The organism is Coriobacteriia bacterium (assembly GCA_003149935.1).
Lineage (GTDB): Bacteria > Actinomycetota > Coriobacteriia > Coriobacteriales > QAMH01 > QAMH01.
The window spans coordinates 339,143-355,667 of record QAMH01000006.1 but is presented as its reverse complement, the minus strand read 5'-3'; the positions used below and the strand labels follow the sequence as shown (position 1 = coordinate 355,667).

Sequence of the window (16,525 nt, the reverse complement as noted above, 5' to 3'; positions counted from 1 at the left end):
ATGCTCAAAGCCGCAGGCATTGCCGATGATGCGTATGCGGCAGTCAATCCCGAGACCTTTCGCAGCGGCTTCGTGACGCTCGTCGGTCGGCCCAATGCGGGCAAGTCAACATTGCTCAACCATATCATGGGCACCAAGCTCGCCATCACATCGCGTACGCCCCAGACCACGCGTCACCGCTTCCGCGCAGTATACGATACCGATGACATGCAGATGATCATCGTCGACACGCCGGGCATCCACAAACCGAAGGACGCCTTGGGTGCCGAGCTCAACGAGTCAGCCCTGCAGGCGCTGGCGGATGTCGATGTCGTCGCCTTCCTCATCGACGCATCGCAGCCTGTTGGCACGGGGGATGAGTGGATTGCCAACCACATAAACGAGCTTTCGTGCCACAAGATCCTTGTTATCTCCAAAGCCGACCTCGTCAAGAAACCCGTCATCGCCGAGCGCCTTGAGCAGGCACGTGGCCTGTGCGATTTTGATGCCGAGGTCGTCGTTTCCGCCAAGCACAACCGTGGTCTCGATGACTTCATCGACGCCGTCTACGATCTGCTTCCGGCAGGTCCACGCTGGTTTCCCAAGGATACGGGTGTCGATCTTTCTGACGAAGTGCTCATTGCCGAGTTCATTCGCGAGAAGATCCTGCGTTCGACCTTCGATGAGGTTCCCCATTCGGTCGGTGTCGTTGTCGAGGACATCGAGCGCATCGAGGACAGGCGCCTCATGCGCATCTGGGCGGTCATATATGTCGAACGCGATAGCCAGAAGGGCATCATCATCGGTGCCAAGGGCAGCAAGATCAAGCAAATCGGCATGCAGGCGCGTGAGGATCTCGAGCGCATCTTTGGCTGCCAGGTGCATCTCGACCTCACGGTGAAGGTCAAGAAGGACTGGCGTCAGAACGCCGCGCAGGTCAGGAAATTTGGCTATGGCGAAGGCCTATAACGAGCGCTGCATCGTCCTCAAGCACACGAAGCTTGGAGAGACCGACGTCATCGTCACCATGCTCGGCGGGGACGGACGTCAGATACGAGCCGTTGCCAAGGGGCTGCGCAAACCCGGCAACCGCATTGGGGCACGCCTCGAGTTATTCGCCGAGGCAGATTTGCTCTTGCATGAGGGAAAGTCCCTCGACATCGTGCGCGAGGTCAAGACGATTGCCACAAACGCGTCGATACGCGAGGAGCTTGAGCGCACGGCAGCTGCAAGCGTCGAGACGGAGTTCCTCGAAAAGCTCGGGCGTGAGGGCGTTGTCCTGGGTGAGCGTATGTACGAGATGAGCGCGGCGTCAATGCGCACCATAGCTGAGCTACCGGCACGTAGGGCGGCATTCATCGCAGCGGCCTTTCTCTTCAAGGCGATGGCCATGCAGGGCTTTGCACCCGCGACGCGCGAATGTGCGCTCTGCGGAACGTCCATCGAGCAGGTGAAAGCCTTCGACGTGAGCTATGGAGGCGCGCTCTGCGATGATTGCCTTGGGCGACTCGGGATCTGCACGACCATCGACTCGCGGGCTGCGGCTTGGATCGAGGCTTTGCTGTTCTCGACCTTCGCCCAGATTGCCGATATCGAATCCTATCCCGAAATCGAATTGCTCGATCTTGCACACATGTGGGTCTGCGAGCATGCAGGTTTCGAGCTCAAGAGCATTGCCTTTCTCAAGACGTTGCTGATGGGATGAATGTGTCAAGGGGTCAGACCCCCTGACACATTCACGGCGAATTCATGCTTCACCTACACCGCAATTAGGCTACAATGCCACGGTACGAAACTTTACTACGCTAGAGTGATGTAGGGAGAGAAAGATGAAGAAGAAACTCGTATCGATTGCGCTTGCATGCTGCATGCTCTGTTTTGGCGCCCTTGCCCTGACGGCATGCGGTGGTAGTGCTGCATCTTCGAGCAGCGCGGCTGGAAATAACGCACCTGAAGACAACGTCTTCATTGTCGGTTTCGATCAGAGCTATCCGCCGTATGGCTTCAAGGACACCACGACGGGCGAATTCACCGGTCTCGATCTCGATCTTGCCAAGGAGGTTTGCGATCGTAACGGCTGGACCTTCCAGGCCGAGCCGATTGACTGGGATGCCAAGGACGCGCTCATCAACCAGGGCAACATCACCTGCATCTGGAACGGCTTCACCTACGAAGGCCGTGAGAACGATTACTCCTTCACCGACATGTACATGATCAATGGCCAGGTCATCGTTGTTAAGGCTGACAGCGGTATCAACTCGCTTGCCGATCTTGCCGGCAAGACCGTCATGACGCAGGTCGATTCCGCCGCCCTCGAGGTACTCGATGGTGACGAGAAGAGCCTGCAGGACACCTTCGCCGGTGGCAAGGTCGAGACGATCGGCGATTACAATAATGCCTTCATGCAGCTCGAGAGCGGCATGGTCGATGCCGTTGCCTGCGACCTGTCCATCGCGCAGTATCAGATGGCCGCCAAGCCGGGCGTGTTCAAGATGCTTGACGAGCAGCTCTCCAGCGAGCATTACGCCGTTGCCTTCAAGAAGGGCAACGATGGTCTCGCCGATCAGGTTACCATGACGCTCAAGGAGATGGACGCCGACGGTACGGTCAAGGAGATTTGCGAGAAGTACTCTGCTGACGGCATCAGCTACGAGAACTGGTGCCTGGGCAAGTAAGCTCGCTTCATATTCTGGAATCTGCGGGGCGGTCGTCTTGAGGCCGCCCCGTCGTACGCTGTAGACGAGGTGATGCGTGTGGATCCTGCATTCATGCAGATGATGTCCGTGGTCCTGCCCGATCTTGGGGCGGGTTTTGTATTGTCGCTCGAGATATTCGTCGTGACGCTTGTCGGAGCGCTGCCGCTTGGCATCGTCATTGCCCTTGCGCGCATGAGCAAGTTCAAGCCGCTTTCGCTCATAGCACGCGTTTACATCTCGTTCATGCGCGGCACGCCGCTTATGCTCCAGCTCATGGCCCTCATGTTTGGACCGTATTACCTTTTTGGCATCAACATGGGTTCGGGCTGGAAGTTTGGGGCCTGTGCTATTGGCTTCATTCTTAACTACGCGGCCTACTTCGCCGAAATCTACCGCAGTGGCATTCAGTCCATTCCCGTGGGACATTACGAGGCGGCCGAAGTGCTCGGGTACTCGCGTGCCCAGACTTTTTTCTACATCGTGTTACCCCAGGTCATCAAGCGTATCCTGCCGGCAATGGGCAACGAGATCATCACCCTGGTCAAGGACACCTCACTTGCCTTCGTGCTCGGCATCGCCGAGATGTTTACCGAAGCCAAGGCGCTTGCCGCGTCCTTCGTGAGCATGATTCCCTACGTCATCGCCGCGATCATCTACTGGGTCTTCACGCTCGTCGTCGAGTTCATACTGAACAAGGCCGAGAAGAAACTCGCGTACTACCATGACTAGGGGAGAGGAGATAGCACCCATGTCCAAGGAGATTCTCTCCCTCAGAAACGTCGAGAAGAGCTTTGGCGACACGATGGTCCTCAAGGACATTAGCCTCGAGGTCACGCAGGGCGAAGTCGTGAGCATCATCGGATCGTCCGGTGGTGGCAAATCGACGTTGCTTCGCTGTGCGACGTTGCTCGAGACCTTCGAGCGCGGTTACCTGGCTTACGAGGACATCGTCGTGGCCAAGCCCGGACCCGATGGTCGAGCGGTCTATGCAGACAAGGCCACGCTCAAGAAGGCGCGCTCGAAGTTCGGCCTCGTGTTCCAAAACTTCAATCTCTTTCCGCATCGCACGGTGCTGCAAAACGTCATGGACGCGCCCGTACGCGTGCAGAAGGTCGACAAGGAACAGGCGCGCATCATGGCGGTCGAGCTTCTCGAGAAGTTTGGCTTGGCTGGTAAGGAGAATATGGTTCCAAACGAGCTTTCGGGAGGCCAGCTTCAACGTGTTGCCATTGCCCGTGCGTTATGCACGAAGCCCGACATCCTCTTCTTCGACGAACCCACGAGTGCGCTTGACCCCGAGCTTACGCAGGACGTACTCAAGATTATCCGCGACCTCGCCGAAGAGCACATGACCATGGTCATCGTCACGCACGAGATGACCTTCGCGCGTGACGTCTCGGATCGCGTCATCTTCATGGACAAAGGCGTGATCGTCGAGGAGGGCTCGCCCGAGCAGGTCATCGACCATCCGCAGCACGAGCGTACCAAGAGCTTCCTCAGAAAGATTTACGACTGACGGTGACCAGTATTTCATTGCCGCAGGTGAGCAGCTATGGTACGGTTGCACGGTTTGAAAATGCGTTTCTGATTTGCAGTTTCGAGTAGTAAGGGAGAGAGATGTTGAAGGGGAAGTTTTCTAAGATTGCCGTGTTCGGCCTTGCCTGCATCGCCGTCGTCGGCATGCTCGCGCTGAGCGCCTGTGGTGGCTCTTCGCAGTCCAGCTCTGCGAGCTCCAGCTCCGCCGCTTCCGACGAGTACACGCTCGTCACGCCGGGCACCCTCACGGTTGCCACGAGCCCTGATTACGCTCCGATGGAGTATCAGGAGAACGGCGAGATCAAGGGTTACGATATCGCGCTCATCAAGGAAGTCGCGAAGCATCTCGGCCTCAATGCCGACATCCAGAACCAGGCCTTCGATTCGCTCGTGACGCAGGTCGCGGGTGGCAAGACCTTCGATTGCGCCATCAGCGCCATCACCATCGATGACGAGCGTGCCGAGCAGGTCGCCTTCACCGACGCGTACTATGACTCCAACCTCGCCATCGTCGTCCTCAAGGGCTCCGATGTGACGAGCCGCGACGCGCTCAACGGCCAGGCCGTGGGTGCCCAGTCCGGTTCCTCGGGCGAGGCTTGGGCCAAGGAGAACCTGAAGGACATCGCCTACACGCCGTTCCAGGAGACTCCCGACATGCTCGCGGCTCTGCGCACCGGCAAGATCAAGGCCGTCATCTACGACGAACCGGCTGCTGCCTACAGCATCGCGCACGAGTATGACGACTGCGACATCCTCGAGGTCATCCCGACGGGCGAGCAGTACGGCATCATCGTGAACACCTCCAACGTCGCGCTGGCCGAGGCCATCAACAACGCGCTTGCCGAGATGCAGGCCGATGGCACCATCGCCAAGCTCCAGGAGGAGTGGTTCGGCGCGGCCAAGTAGTCCGTTCTCGAACAACCGAATTTCTCTTCGGTTTCAATAAGGCAAGGGCGTATAATTCGTCCTTGCCTTATCTATTTTATGCATATTTACGGGGGATTCATTCATATGGCAGCATACCTGAAGCCCGTGCTCAAGCATGCGCTCGTGACGGCACTCGCGCTCTCGCTCGTGCTGACCTTCGTCTCGCCGCTTCTCGCCGGTGCCATGTCCGTCGACGTGACCACGGCCAAGAGCAACGAGACGGGTACGGGAAGCGTGCTCGGCGGCGAGCCGACGCGCGTGACCTGGGAGGCGCTCGTCGGTGACGGCGAGCAGGTCTCGTCCGTGCGCGTCGAGCTTCCCGAAGGCTCCTCGATCACCGATGAATCGTCGGTCAAGGTGACGGTGCTCGAGGGCACGACCCGTCTGAGCCCCGAGAACGTTGCGACGATGAACAAGGGCGATGCCTCGATCGACGTGAACTTCTCCGCGCCGCTTCAGCCCGGTCAGCGCCTGCGTCTCGAGATGTACAAGGTGTCGCTGCCCAACGTGAACGGCGAGGTCACGCTTTCCGGAACGTATACGCTGGCTAACGGCCAGACCCTCGACTTCGCGCCGTCGCCCGCCATCGAGGTCACGCACGCTTCGACGGCCGAGAAGATCTCCAACTGGCTCGGCGAGCAGCCTGCCGTCCAGGCCTGGAACTCGGTTACCTTCCTGCGCCTCTTCTTCCAGCCCGAGCTCATCGTCTCGTCTATCCCCATCGTCGCGGTTGGCTGGCTCATCTCGCTTGGCCTTGTGCTCGTCGGCTTCCCGTTGGCCATCCCCATCGGCCTCATAGCCGCGTTCATGAAGATCGCACGTGCGCGCATCCTGCATGTACTCGCCGCCGTGTACACCGGCGTCGTGCGTGGCACCCCGCTCTTCTTGCAGATCTACATCGCGTTCTTCGGCCTGCCGCTGCTCGGCATCGACATCAACCAGTACGTGCTCGCGATCATCGTGCTCGCGGTCAATTCGGGCGCCTACCTCTGCGAGATATTCCGCGCAGGCATACAGTCCGTGCCCACCGGTCAGTTCGAGGCGGCACGCTCGCTTGGCATGACCGGCCCGCAGACGATGTTCTACGTCATCATTCCGCAGACCATCCGTCGCGTCATCCCGACCATGACGAGCGAGTTCATCCTGCTCTACAAGGACACCTCGCTGCTCGCGGCCGTCGGCGTCATGGAGCTCATGCTCTACTCACGCTCCATCGTGTCGCTCACGGGTAACATGACGCCCTACATCGTCGCCGCGTGCTTCTACCTCATCGTCACCTTGCCGCTCATCCGCGTCGTCGGTAACCTCGAAAAGCGCCTCGCGCTCGCCGATTCGGGCGGCAGCGCTCCCAAGAAGAAGCGCCGCAAGAACCGCCGTGGCGCGTTTAGCCAGATGTGCGAGGAAATCGCCGACAGCACTGACGATGCACGCGACGAGCTTCAGGAGCAGACGCGCCTTGAAGCCGGTCTTACCGGTGACCTTTCGTCAAAGGACATGGAGCAGGCTATTGACGAGCTCCAAGAAGAGGTAGCTCGCGATGCTCAACTTGATTCCACCGAAGAGAAGGGAGGCGCGCGATGAGCGGACAGGATTCCATGATTTCGATCCAGCACCTCTCGAAGAGCTTCGGCGACAACGAGGTCTTGAAGGACGTCAATATCGAGGTCGCCAAGGGTGAGGTCGTTGTCGTGCTCGGTCCTTCGGGTTCTGGCAAGTCGACGATGCTGCGTTGCATCAACCTGCTCGAGAAACCCACGGGTGGTCACATCTTCATCGAGGGCAAGGAAATCACCGACCCGAAGACCGACGTGAACAAGCTCCGCGAGCACGTGGGCATGGTGTTTCAGCAGTTCAACCTCTTCCCGCAGCTCACGGCGCTCAAAAACGTCATGCTCGCCCAACGCAAGGTGCTCAAGCGCTCCAAGGAGGAGGCCGAGCGTATCGCCCATTTCGAGCTCGACCGTGTCGGGCTGGGCGATCGCGCCGATTACTTCCCCGCGCAACTGTCCGGCGGCCAGCAACAGCGCGTCGCCATCGCGCGTGCTCTGGCGATGGAGCCTCACGTGATGCTCTTCGACGAGGCCACAAGCGCTCTTGACCCCGAGCTCGTGCGTGGTGTTCTCGATGTCATGCGCTCCCTTGCAGAGGAGGGTATGACGATGGTCGTCGTCACGCACGAGATGCAGTTCGCCAAGGATGTGGCGGATCGCGTCATCTTCATGGAAGGCGGAGTCGTCGTCGAGGAGGGTACGCCCGACGAGGTCTTCAACCATCCCAAGCACGAGCGTACGAAGAACTTCCTCGGACATATTCAGTGATGCTCTACAAGTTTCTCATCGTCCTGGCTACCCTGATTTGGGGCAGCTCGTTCGTCATTGTCAAGGATACGACTGATGCCGTCTCTCCGGCATGGATTCTCGTCGTGCGCTTTGGTCTAGCGGCGCTCATCCTTGCGTTGGTGTATCTCAAGAAGCGCGAACTCTATCTTCGCAAGGATTACATTGCCCTCGGAGCGCTCTTCGGCTTTCTGCTCTTCATGGGCTATTATCTGCAAACCATTGGCATCACGGATACGACACCGGGCAAGAACGCCTTTCTGACGGGAACGTACTGCGTCATGGTGCCGTTCTTTGCCTGGGGCATATCCAAGCGTCGTCCGCACGCCTTCAATATCGTTGCCGCATTCATGTGCGTCGTCGGCATCGGACTCGTGAGCCTCGGATCGGGCTTTTCGATGAGCTTCGGCGACTTGCTCACCTTATGCTGCGCGGTTTTCTACGGCCTGCATATCTGCTTCGTCTCGAAGTTCTCGCAAGACAGGGATATCTACGTGCTGACGATGTGGCAGTTCTTCTTCGTCACGGTCTTCTCGTTATGTTCGGGGGCCATCTTCGAGCAGCCTCCGCACTGGGAAACGCTGTCGTGGGAGACCTGGGCAAGCCTGCTCTATCTGGGTATCGCTTGTACCGCGCTCGCCTTGCTCTTCCAGAACATCGGCCAGCAAAAGCTCCCGCCTTCAACTGCCTCGCTGCTTCTGTCACTCGAATCGCCTTTTGGCGTGGCGTTCAGCGTCGCGTTCGGCGCGGAGGTGCTGACGGGACGTATGGTATGCGGTTTCGTGCTGATCTTCGCGGCTATCTTGGTCTCCGAGCTTGCTCCCGGCTTGCTTGCCAAGCGCAAGCAAGAATGAGCTTTCGTGTAGCGCGTAGGGAAGCCGTTTCGCTTCGACGGTCGCTTCCCGACAGCCCGCTTCGTGGGGGCGTCGGGCAGGCCACTCGCCTCGATGGTCGCTCCCCGACGGCCCACTTCGTGGTCCTTTCGGCTCGCTCCCTTAGACCTCGGCTCGACGGCCTGTCCGACGCCAGGTTACTCGCTATTCTTTTAGTTAGTAGCTGCTTCGTAGAGCGCGATGAGTGCGCCGATGGAGACGTCCTGCGAGTACTTCTCGCGCGCGTAGGCGGCGACCTCTTCGCGGTCGAAGTCGATGTCGCCATCGAGCACGAGTTGCACCTCACACGCCAGGTCCTCGGGGTTTTCGCTTTGGAACAGCAATCCGACTTCCGGCGTGATGATGTCGAGGGGACCGCCCTCGTTGCTCGCGATGACAGGCGCTCCACAGGCAAGCGCTTCGATGGCGACGAGCCCGAATGCCTCGTTGCGTGAGGTGAGCAGTGACACCGTAGCGCAGCTGTACAGGCGACGTAGCACCTCGTGCGGCTGGTTGTGCAAGAAGTAGACGTGCTTGAGTCCGAGCTGGGTGGCAAGCGCGGTCATCTCGTCGAAGAGTTCGCCATCGCCGGCAAGTAGGGTTGCGACACCATCTCGCTCGTATAGTGCGGCTGCATTGAGCAGTATGTCGATGCCCTTGAAGTACGTGAACTTGCCCGCAAACGACACGATGCTGTCGTAATCGCCCTCGATGTCGAAGTGGTCGAGCACCTCGCGCACGCTGCAGGTTTCCGGATAGAACATCATGGGGTCGTAGCCATTCTGTATGAGATGCACCTTCTCGGGGCTGCCGAAGAGCTTCTCTACGAGCGCGGCGCTGTCCTTCGAGATGGCGATAACGGCACTGGCGGTGTCAAACGCCTTCTTCGCCTGTTCGCGAAAGCGTTCTGACTTTTCGAAACCGATGAGGTCCGTGCCATGGGCGGTGATCACGAGCGGTATGCCGTAATCGGCTGCGTAACTTGCCTGGACCCAGATATGACCGCAATGAATGACGTCGGGATCGAAAGCGGCAATCTCGTCTTCGATGGCAGCACGAAACGCGCCCTCATAGGCGGCCATCTGCGCATCGTCAAGTTCATAGAAGGTCGTGATGCTGCGGGATGCGTGGTAAAGCAGGGAAAATCGAAGCCCAGAGCATCGTCAACACAGGAGTTGAAGTAAACGGGATGCAGGCGTACACCATCTATCTCGAGCTCTGCAAGCTCTTCGTTCTCGGGCATGATGATGCAGACTTCGTGACCCTTGCGAACGAGCGCGCGGGCGATGTTGATCGTGTAGACGCCGCTGCCCGAGCCCTGGAGCGGAAAATGGTTCATGAGTAAGATGCGCATGCCGTAATCCTCTCTTCGCATAGCCAACGTCTAATTATACGTTTTTATTGCATGTGATGGACCTGACATGGGCTTACCAATGCATGCAAGGCGTGCTATCCTCTCTGCGGCAAAATGATGACAGAAGCATTCGAATATGGTTTTATCTCATATGAACGAACACAAAGCAGAAACTCCTATGCCCGATCAGAAAAAACTCGAGAAGCGCGAGGAAAAGGGGGAAGACAAGGTCACCCGTATGGGCACGGCGCCCATTGGCAAGCTCATGCTCGAGTTCTCCATTCCCGCCGTCGCAGCCGTCGTCCTCAATTCGCTCTACAACGTCATCGACTCGATCTTCCTCGGGCAGGCCATGGGCGAAATCGGCCTTGCCGCAACGCAGGTCGCGTTTCCCATCATGACCATTGTCAACGCGTTTGCGATTCTCGCGGGTAACGGCGGAAATTCGCTCGCGGCCATCTTGCTCGGCGAGGGACGCAAGGATGATGCCGAGCGCGCGCTTGGAAATTCCGTGACGGTCATGATCATCGTGTCCATTGCCGCGGCCATCTACGCGACGTTCTGGATCGACCCGCTCCTCATCCTCGTGGGCGCAACCGACGTGACGCTTCCGTATGCGCGCACCTTCATCCAGATCATCATCTACGGCATGATGATCTGCAACATCAGTTTTGGCGTGAACAACTTCATCCGTACGGCGGGCGCTCCCAACTTGGCGCTTTGGACGACGGTCGTGGGAACGGTCGTCTGCGTCGTCCTCAACTACGTCTTCGTGCTCGTGCTCGGTTGGGGCGTGGCGGGCTCGGCGAGCGCGACGATCATCGGCCAGGCTGTCACGGCGGTCATCGTGCTGTGGTATTTCGTCTCGTCTCGCTCATCGGCGCCTTTCAAGCTCCACCTGCGCAATCTGGCAATAGACCCCAAAATCTGCAAGCGCCTCATCGAGCTTGGTCTGGCTCCTTTCGGCTTGCAGGCGGCAATGGCCGTGACGCAGGTCATCAGCAACATGTTGCTCGCCTCGCTCGGCGCGGCTGACCCGATCGGCGTCGATGGCGCACTCGCGAGTATTGGCGTCGTCTCAAAGATCACGGGCGTCGTCTTCTTCCCGGCCCTTGGCATCGCGATTGCGGCACAACCCATACTCGGCTTCAACACGGGTGCGCGCAAGTACCGGCGCGTGCTCAGGACGCTCTATGTCGCCTTGGGGGCGGCAACAGCGATTCTGACGGCGTTCTTCGTGCTCATTCACGTATTTCCCGAGCAGATTATCTCCGTGTTCGGCATCGAGCCTTCGCTCATGAGCTTTGCGGTATGGGCGCTCATCGTCCAGACGGCGCTCATTCCGCTCATTTCCGTCCAAGTTATCAGCTCGAACTATTTTCAGGCTACCGGCCAGCCGCTTAAATCGGCGTTTCTTTCGCTCACACGTCAACTCATCTTTCTGCTCCCCGCGTTCCTCATTACCCCAACGCTTATTCCAAGTCTCTTTCCGGGGATGACACCGCTCATGGGCTACTGCTTTGCATTCCCGGTTGCCGACGGTCTCTCGGTCCTGCTTTCGGCCGTTCTCATCATCGCCGAGGTTCGCAAGCAACATCGTCGTATTGCGGATGTCGAGGCAAAGGGCGCGGTGACACAATAACGTGCAGTTACAGTAATGACAGGGGACGGATGACGGGGGACAGATGACGGGGCAGATGACGGAGGACGGGGATAATGTCACCTGTTTCAGGTGACATTATCCCCGGGCGGATTCTAGCGGTCATTGCACGCATGGAAAGGATGTGGTGCAATGGCTAAATACTCTATCGATGATTGGACGGCGGTCAAAGAGAGGCTTCGCGCGGGTGATTCGATCAGGGAGTGCGCAAGGCGGACCGGAATCGGACGTGGTGCCGTTTTCAAGTGGAGCCGAATGGACCGCCCTCCGGATCGGATGGTGCTTACAATGGACGCCGCGAGCTGCCCGACCCCGAGCGCAAGAACATCGCCCAAGCAGCGCCTGACATACGAGGACCGCTGCTTTATCGCGGCCCTTCTCGATGTCGGGCGCACCAACCAAGAGATTGCCGATAAAATGAACATCAGCAGGACGACCGTCGCTCGCGAGCTTTCCCGGGTGCAAGGACCCTACGATCCGAGGCACGCCCAGCTTGATGCGAGGAAGAAGGCGAAAAGGCCAAAACCCCGCAAGCTCGATGCCCGAGGCCCCCTCAGGGCCTATGTGCTGCAGATGCTTGCCAGCAGATGGTCGCCCGAGCAGGTCTCCAAGCGGATCGAAGAAGACTTCCCGGATGACGAGGAGATGCGCATAAGCCACGAGACGATATACCAGTCCCTTTATGTGCAAGGCTACGGGACGCTGCGCCATGAGCTCGGCGTCGAGTACGCCTTGCGCACCAAGCGCCGCGGTCGCAAACCGGCATCCAAGCTCCCCGCAAAGAACAGGCCCTGGCTTAAGGATGCGCATATATCCAAGAGGCCCCCGGAGGCGGGTGACCGCTCCATCCCCGGGCATTGGGAAGGGGACCTGATCATTGGAAGCGACCTGTCGAGCTGCCTCATAACCCTCGTGGAGAGAAGGTCGCGCTTCCTTTTGATGTCGAGGCTGACCTGCCATGACGCGGACACGGTCGCAGAGCGCATGGCGCAGATGGCCGAGGGGATCCCCGAGGAGCTCAGGCGCACGCTCACCTGGGATCAGGGGTCGGAGATGGCATGCGTGGACAGGTTCAAGCTCTCCTCTGGCTTCGAGGTGTATTTCTGCGATCCGCACTCTCCTTGGCAGCGGCCCACCAATGAGAATGTGAACGGGCTGATCAGGGAGTTCTTCCCCAAAGAGACTGACTTCACGGAGGTGTCGGACGAAGAGGTGGGCAAGGTGCGGTGGCTGCTCAACAACCGTCCGAGGAAGGTCCTGGGCTGGAAGTTCCCTTCCGAGGCTATGCAGGAAGTGTTGGCGGAAGGTGCAATGATCGCCTGAACCCGCCCCGTCCCCCGTCATCTTGTCTGCTCACAGCAAAGAAAAGGGAGCTCCGACATTTGCCGGAGCTCCCTTTCGCGCAAGGTGACAAGCGAGAGATCACTCTCCGTTGTACATTTCCTTGAGCTTGAGCAAATGAGCATGACGTGCCATGGCGTTTTGCTCGTTCTTCTCGAAGAGCTCGGTTGCGCGCTCGGGGAACTCGCGCGTCAGGCGGCTGTAGCGGGCCTCGTTCATGAGGAACTCCTGGTATCCACCAGCCGGCTCCTTGGAGTCGAGGGTGAACTTCTTACCAGGTTCGGCAGCCGGGTTATAGCGGAAGAGATTCCAGTAACCGCAATCAACGGCTTTCTTCATCTCGGTATCGCAGCAGGCCATGCCGCCCTTGATGGAGTGCATCTCGCAGGGGCTGTAACCGATAATGAGAGAGGGGCCGTCATAGGCCTCGGCCTCGTTGATGGCCTTGAGCGTCTGGGCCGGGTTGGCGCCAATGGCAACCTGTGCGACGTATACGTAACCGTAGGTCATGGCAATCTCGGACAGGCTCTTCTTCTTGATGTCCTTGCCCGCGGCTGCGAACTGAGCGACCTGACCGAGGCGGGACGCCTTGGAGGACTGACCGCCCGTGTTCGAGTAGACCTCGGTATCGAAGACGAAGATGTTCACGTTCTCCTTGCTGGCGATGACATGATCGAGACCACCGTAGCCGATGTCGTACGCCCAACCATCGCCACCGAGGATCCAGAAGCTCTTCTTGGTGAAGAAGCTCTTGTCCTCGAGTAGCGACTTGGCGAGATCGGATCCATCGGCTTCGAGCGCGGTAACGAGGGCTGCGGCCGTCTCCTTGCTGGCCTGTGCATCGTTGCGCGCCTCAAGCCAGTTCTTCGCAGCGAGCTTGACGGCATCATCTGCATCGCTCGAGTCGATGAGAGCCTGCGCCTTGACGGCAGCACGCTCCTGCTCGGCCATGTAGCCGAGATACATGCCCAGACCATGCTCGGCGTTGTCCTCGAACAGCGAGTTGTTCCATGCGGGACCATGTCCATCGCGGTTGACCGTGTATGGCGCGATGCCACCAGGATTACCCCAGATCGAGGAGCAGCCGGTTGCGTTCGAGATATAGAGACGATCGCCGAAGAGCTGGGTGAGCAGGCGCGCGTACTGCGTCTCTGCGCAACCAGCGCAGGCACCGGAGAACTCGAGCAGCGGTTGCTTGAACTGGCTGGCTTTGACGTTGGTCGTACCGGCAAGCTCGGGCTTCTCGGTAATGTTGGCAACGCAGTAGTCGAAGACCTCCTGTTGAGGAAGCTCGTCCTTGATGGGCATCATCGTGAGCGCATCACGCGGACAGGCGGTTACGCAGACGCTGCAGCCCATGCAATCGAGCGGACTGATAGCCAACGTGTACTTGAGACCAGCTTCCTTGGCCTCCTTGCCGTTGGCATCGAGCAGCTGCATGTTGGCGGGAGCAGCCGCGACCTCGGCGGCGTCGAGCGCGAAGGGCCTGATGGCAGCGTGTGGGCAGACATAGGAGCAGTTGTTGCACTGAATGCAGATCTCCGAGTCCCAGCGTGGAACCGTGACGGCAACGCCACGCTTTTCGTAGGCCGAAACGCCCAGCTCGAACTGGCCATCCGCATGGTCTACGAAGGCTGAAACCGGGATGTCGTAGCCGTTCATCGTGTTGATGGGCTGCATAATCTCTTTGACCTGCTTGACGAGGGCCGCGGGGCCCTCGATCTGCTCCTCGACGGGGTCGCTTGAGGCGCTCTTCCAACTGTCGGGGATATCGACCATCGTGAAAGCGGTGGCACCGGCGTCGATCGCCTTGTGGTTCATGTCAACGACATTTTGGCCCTTCTTGAGGTAGGACTTGGTCGCCGCGTCTTTCATGTATTCGATCGCCTCGGCCTGCGGAAGCACGTTGGCGAGTGCGAAGAAGGCGGACTGCAGGGTAGTGTTGGTGCGCTTGCCCATACCGACACTTGCCGCAAGATCGATGGCATCGATCATGTAAAGCTTGATGTTGTTGTCGGCGATGTAGCGCTTGTCTTTGCTGGAGAGGTGGTTCTCGAGCTCCTCGAAATCCCACTGGGAATTGATGAGCAGCGTACCACCCGGCTTGACGCCGGCGACGATGGGGAAGCCCTTGGTGATGTATGCGGGCACATGGCAGGCGACGAAGTCGGCCTTCGTGATGTAGTACGGCGAGCGAATGGGGGAATCGCCAAAGCGCAGATGGCTGATGGTCACGCCGCCCGTCTTCTTGGAGTCGTACTGGAAGTATGCCTGGATGTACTTGTTGGTGTGATCGCCGATGATCTTGATGGAGTTCTTGTTCGCACCAACCGTACCGTCGCCACCCAGACCCCAGAACTTGCACTCGATGGTGCCCGGTGCCGCCGTATTGGGGCTATCCGGATTCTCGGGAAGGGAGAGATGGGTGACATCATCGTTGATGCCGACGGTGAACTCACGGGCGGGATTGTCCTTTTCGAGCTCCTTGTAGATGGCGAAGGCACTCGAAGGCGGCGTGTCCTTGCTACCGAGACCGTAGCGGCCGCCGACGACGGTGATGCCGGTACGGCCTGCCTCGAAGAGCGCGGAAACGACATCTTGGTACAGGGGCTCGCCGATGGAGCCCGGCTCCTTGGTGCGATCCATGACGGCAATCTTCTTGACCGTGCTGGGCAGAACGTTGACGAAGTGATCGATGGAGAAGGGACGATAGAGCCGAACCTTGATGAGGCCAACCTTCTCGCCATGCGCGTTGAGGTAATCAACGACCTCCTCGACGACATCGCAGAAGGAACCCATGGAGATGATGACACGGTCTGCGTCAGGTGCACCGTAGTAGTTGAACAGGCCGTAATCCGTACCGAGCTTCTCGTTGATCTTGTTCATATACTCCTCGACGATTGCGGGAAGCTCGTCGTAGGCGGCGTTGCAAGACTCGCGATGCTGGAAGAAGACGTCGTCGTTCTCATGCGAGCCACGCGTGTGAGGATGCTCGGGGTTGAGGCAATGGTCGCGGAACGCCTTGACCGCGTCCGTGTCGACCATGTCTGCAAGGTCGGCGTAATCCCACTGGGCGACCTTCTGGACCTCGTGAGAGGTGCGGAAGCCATCGAAGAAGTTGAGGAAAGGCATGTGACCCTTGATGGCGGCAAGATGCGCCACCGGCGCAAGGTCCATGATCTCCTGAACGTTGCTCTCTGCGAGCATGGCGAAGCCCGTTTGACGGCAGCTCATGACATCGGAGTGATCGCCGAAGATGTTGAGCGCGTGAGTCGAAAGCGTGCGTGCACTTACGTGAAAGACGCCTGGTAGCTGCTCGCCGGCAATCTTGTACATATTGGGAATCATGAGGAGCAGACCCTGGGATGCCGTGTAAGTGGTGGTGAGGGCGCCCGTACCGAGCGAGCCATGCACCGCACCTGCGGCACCTCCCTCAGACTCCATCTCGATGACCTTGACCTCTGTTCCGAAGATATTCTTGGTACCATGTGCGGACCATTGATCGACGAGGTCTGCCATGGGGCTTGACGGGGTGATGGGGTAGATGGCTGCGACTTCCGTAAACGCATAGGACACGTAGGCGGCGGCAGTGTTGCCATCCATCGACTTGAATGTTCTCTCCATGTCTTCCTCTCTCCTTGGGTCATCTTAGTTATGTGCAATTCACATAAAGCAATAGCATAGCGTATTGAGAACACGGAGATTGTGTGACGAGCTATAAACCGGTGCGCGTAAGTTCAGAGTCGGCGAATTTACCAACGTGGTACATCCGCACATTTCATCTACCGAACGGGGAAGTTAAGACAAAAGACGCTATCGCAAAA

At 58.7% G+C, this 16,525-nt stretch carries 14 protein-coding genes; 11 read left to right on the top strand and 3 right to left on the bottom strand.

Annotation, left to right across the window (positions count from 1 at the left end):
* The 9 genes from DBY20_04290 to DBY20_04250 all read left to right on the top strand — a co-directional run bounded on the left by DBY20_04290 (position 1) and on the right by DBY20_04250 (position 8,328).
* Positions 1 to 948 carry a GTPase Era gene (locus tag DBY20_04290; protein ID PWL79419.1) on the top strand — a complete coding sequence of 316 codons (948 nt, stop codon included), beginning with the start codon at positions 1 to 3 and terminating at the stop codon, positions 946 to 948.
* Complete coding sequence (locus tag DBY20_04285; GenBank protein PWL79101.1) at positions 932 to 1,684, top strand: DNA repair protein RecO; 753 nt, start codon at positions 932 to 934, stop codon at positions 1,682 to 1,684. The genes DBY20_04290 and DBY20_04285 overlap by 17 nt, the downstream gene beginning before the upstream one ends.
* A gap of 124 nt (positions 1,685 to 1,808) precedes the next feature.
* Entirely contained in the window at positions 1,809 to 2,654 is an 846-nt protein-coding gene (locus DBY20_04280) for an ABC transporter substrate-binding protein (protein PWL79100.1), read from the top strand.
* A 99-nt stretch (positions 2,655 to 2,753) separates the two neighbouring features.
* Positions 2,754 to 3,404 (top strand): polar amino acid ABC transporter permease, encoded by a 651-nt coding sequence (locus DBY20_04275; GenBank protein ID PWL79418.1) that lies wholly within the window; start codon positions 2,754 to 2,756, stop codon positions 3,402 to 3,404.
* A gap of 19 nt (positions 3,405 to 3,423) precedes the next feature.
* Entirely contained in the window at positions 3,424 to 4,191 is a 768-nt protein-coding gene (locus DBY20_04270; GenBank protein ID PWL79099.1) for an L-cystine ABC transporter ATP-binding protein YecC, read from the top strand.
* Positions 4,192 to 4,292: 101 nt separating this feature from the next.
* A complete protein-coding gene (locus DBY20_04265) occupies positions 4,293 to 5,117 on the top strand; it encodes an ABC transporter substrate-binding protein (GenBank protein PWL79098.1) in 825 nt (274 codons plus the stop codon).
* Positions 5,118 to 5,195: 78 nt separating this feature from the next.
* Positions 5,196 to 6,719: an amino acid ABC transporter permease gene (locus DBY20_04260; GenBank protein PWL79097.1), complete on the top strand. Its 1,524-nt coding sequence runs from the start codon at positions 5,196 to 5,198 to the stop codon at positions 6,717 to 6,719.
* On the top strand, positions 6,716 to 7,456 hold the full coding sequence (locus DBY20_04255) for an ectoine/hydroxyectoine ABC transporter ATP-binding protein EhuA (protein PWL79096.1): 741 nt from the start codon (positions 6,716 to 6,718) through the stop codon (positions 7,454 to 7,456). The genes DBY20_04260 and DBY20_04255 overlap by 4 nt, the downstream gene beginning before the upstream one ends.
* Positions 7,456 to 8,328 carry an EamA family transporter gene (locus DBY20_04250; GenBank protein ID PWL79095.1) on the top strand — a complete coding sequence of 291 codons (873 nt, stop codon included), beginning with the start codon at positions 7,456 to 7,458 and terminating at the stop codon, positions 8,326 to 8,328. The genes DBY20_04255 and DBY20_04250 overlap by 1 nt, the downstream gene beginning before the upstream one ends.
* A gap of 191 nt (positions 8,329 to 8,519) precedes the next feature.
* Here the strand turns inward: DBY20_04250 and DBY20_04245 are convergent, their stop codons facing one another.
* The gene (locus DBY20_04245) at positions 8,520 to 9,428 is read right to left on the bottom strand and encodes a hypothetical protein (protein ID PWL79094.1); all 909 of its coding nucleotides are present in this window, start codon (positions 9,426 to 9,428) and stop codon (positions 8,520 to 8,522) included.
* A complete protein-coding gene (locus DBY20_04240; protein PWL79093.1) occupies positions 9,296 to 9,721 on the bottom strand; it encodes a hypothetical protein in 426 nt (141 codons plus the stop codon). The genes DBY20_04245 and DBY20_04240 overlap by 133 nt, the downstream gene beginning before the upstream one ends.
* A 115-nt stretch (positions 9,722 to 9,836) precedes the next feature.
* Between DBY20_04240 and DBY20_04235 the strand changes: the two genes are divergently transcribed.
* Together DBY20_04235 and DBY20_04230 are read left to right on the top strand one after the other, a co-directional pair.
* Positions 9,837 to 11,342, top strand: coding sequence for an MATE family efflux transporter (locus tag DBY20_04235; protein ID PWL79092.1), 1,506 nt, complete (start codon positions 9,837 to 9,839; stop codon positions 11,340 to 11,342).
* Between the two features lie 150 nt (positions 11,343 to 11,492).
* Entirely contained in the window at positions 11,493 to 12,683 is a 1,191-nt protein-coding gene (locus tag DBY20_04230) for an IS30 family transposase (protein PWL79091.1), read from the top strand.
* A gap of 99 nt (positions 12,684 to 12,782) precedes the next feature.
* On the opposite strand, the gene nifJ is transcribed toward DBY20_04230, so the two are convergent.
* The gene (nifJ, locus tag DBY20_04225) at positions 12,783 to 16,325 is read right to left on the bottom strand and encodes a pyruvate:ferredoxin (flavodoxin) oxidoreductase (protein ID PWL79090.1); all 3,543 of its coding nucleotides are present in this window, start codon (positions 16,323 to 16,325) and stop codon (positions 12,783 to 12,785) included.
* Between the last annotated feature and the right edge of the window lie 200 nt (positions 16,326 to 16,525).

What these genes read in the sequence shown, in the direction of transcription:
- nifJ (PWL79090.1), bottom strand. Translation starts at nt 16,325, where the DNA reads ATGGAGAGAACATTCAAGTCGATGGATGGCAACACTGCCGCCGCCTAC.
- DBY20_04240 (PWL79093.1), bottom strand. Translation starts at nt 9,721, where the DNA reads ATGCGAAGAGAGGATTACGGCATGCGCATCTTACTCATGAACCATTTT.
- DBY20_04260 (PWL79097.1), top strand. Translation starts at nt 5,196, where the DNA reads ATGCATATTTACGGGGGATTCATTCATATGGCAGCATACCTGAAGCCC.
- DBY20_04250 (PWL79095.1), top strand. Translation starts at nt 7,456, where the DNA reads ATGCTCTACAAGTTTCTCATCGTCCTGGCTACCCTGATTTGGGGCAGC.
- DBY20_04265 (PWL79098.1), top strand. Translation starts at nt 4,293, where the DNA reads ATGTTGAAGGGGAAGTTTTCTAAGATTGCCGTGTTCGGCCTTGCCTGC.
- DBY20_04290 (PWL79419.1), top strand. Translation starts at nt 1, where the DNA reads ATGCTCAAAGCCGCAGGCATTGCCGATGATGCGTATGCGGCAGTCAAT.
- DBY20_04245 (PWL79094.1), bottom strand. Translation starts at nt 9,428, where the DNA reads ATGGCCGCCTATGAGGGCGCGTTTCGTGCTGCCATCGAAGACGAGATT.
- DBY20_04235 (PWL79092.1), top strand. Translation starts at nt 9,837, where the DNA reads ATGGTTTTATCTCATATGAACGAACACAAAGCAGAAACTCCTATGCCC.
- DBY20_04230 (PWL79091.1), top strand. Translation starts at nt 11,493, where the DNA reads ATGGCTAAATACTCTATCGATGATTGGACGGCGGTCAAAGAGAGGCTT.
- DBY20_04270 (PWL79099.1), top strand. Translation starts at nt 3,424, where the DNA reads ATGTCCAAGGAGATTCTCTCCCTCAGAAACGTCGAGAAGAGCTTTGGC.
- DBY20_04275 (PWL79418.1), top strand. Translation starts at nt 2,754, where the DNA reads ATGATGTCCGTGGTCCTGCCCGATCTTGGGGCGGGTTTTGTATTGTCG.
- DBY20_04280 (PWL79100.1), top strand. Translation starts at nt 1,809, where the DNA reads ATGAAGAAGAAACTCGTATCGATTGCGCTTGCATGCTGCATGCTCTGT.
- DBY20_04255 (PWL79096.1), top strand. Translation starts at nt 6,716, where the DNA reads ATGAGCGGACAGGATTCCATGATTTCGATCCAGCACCTCTCGAAGAGC.
- DBY20_04285 (PWL79101.1), top strand. Translation starts at nt 932, where the DNA reads ATGGCGAAGGCCTATAACGAGCGCTGCATCGTCCTCAAGCACACGAAG.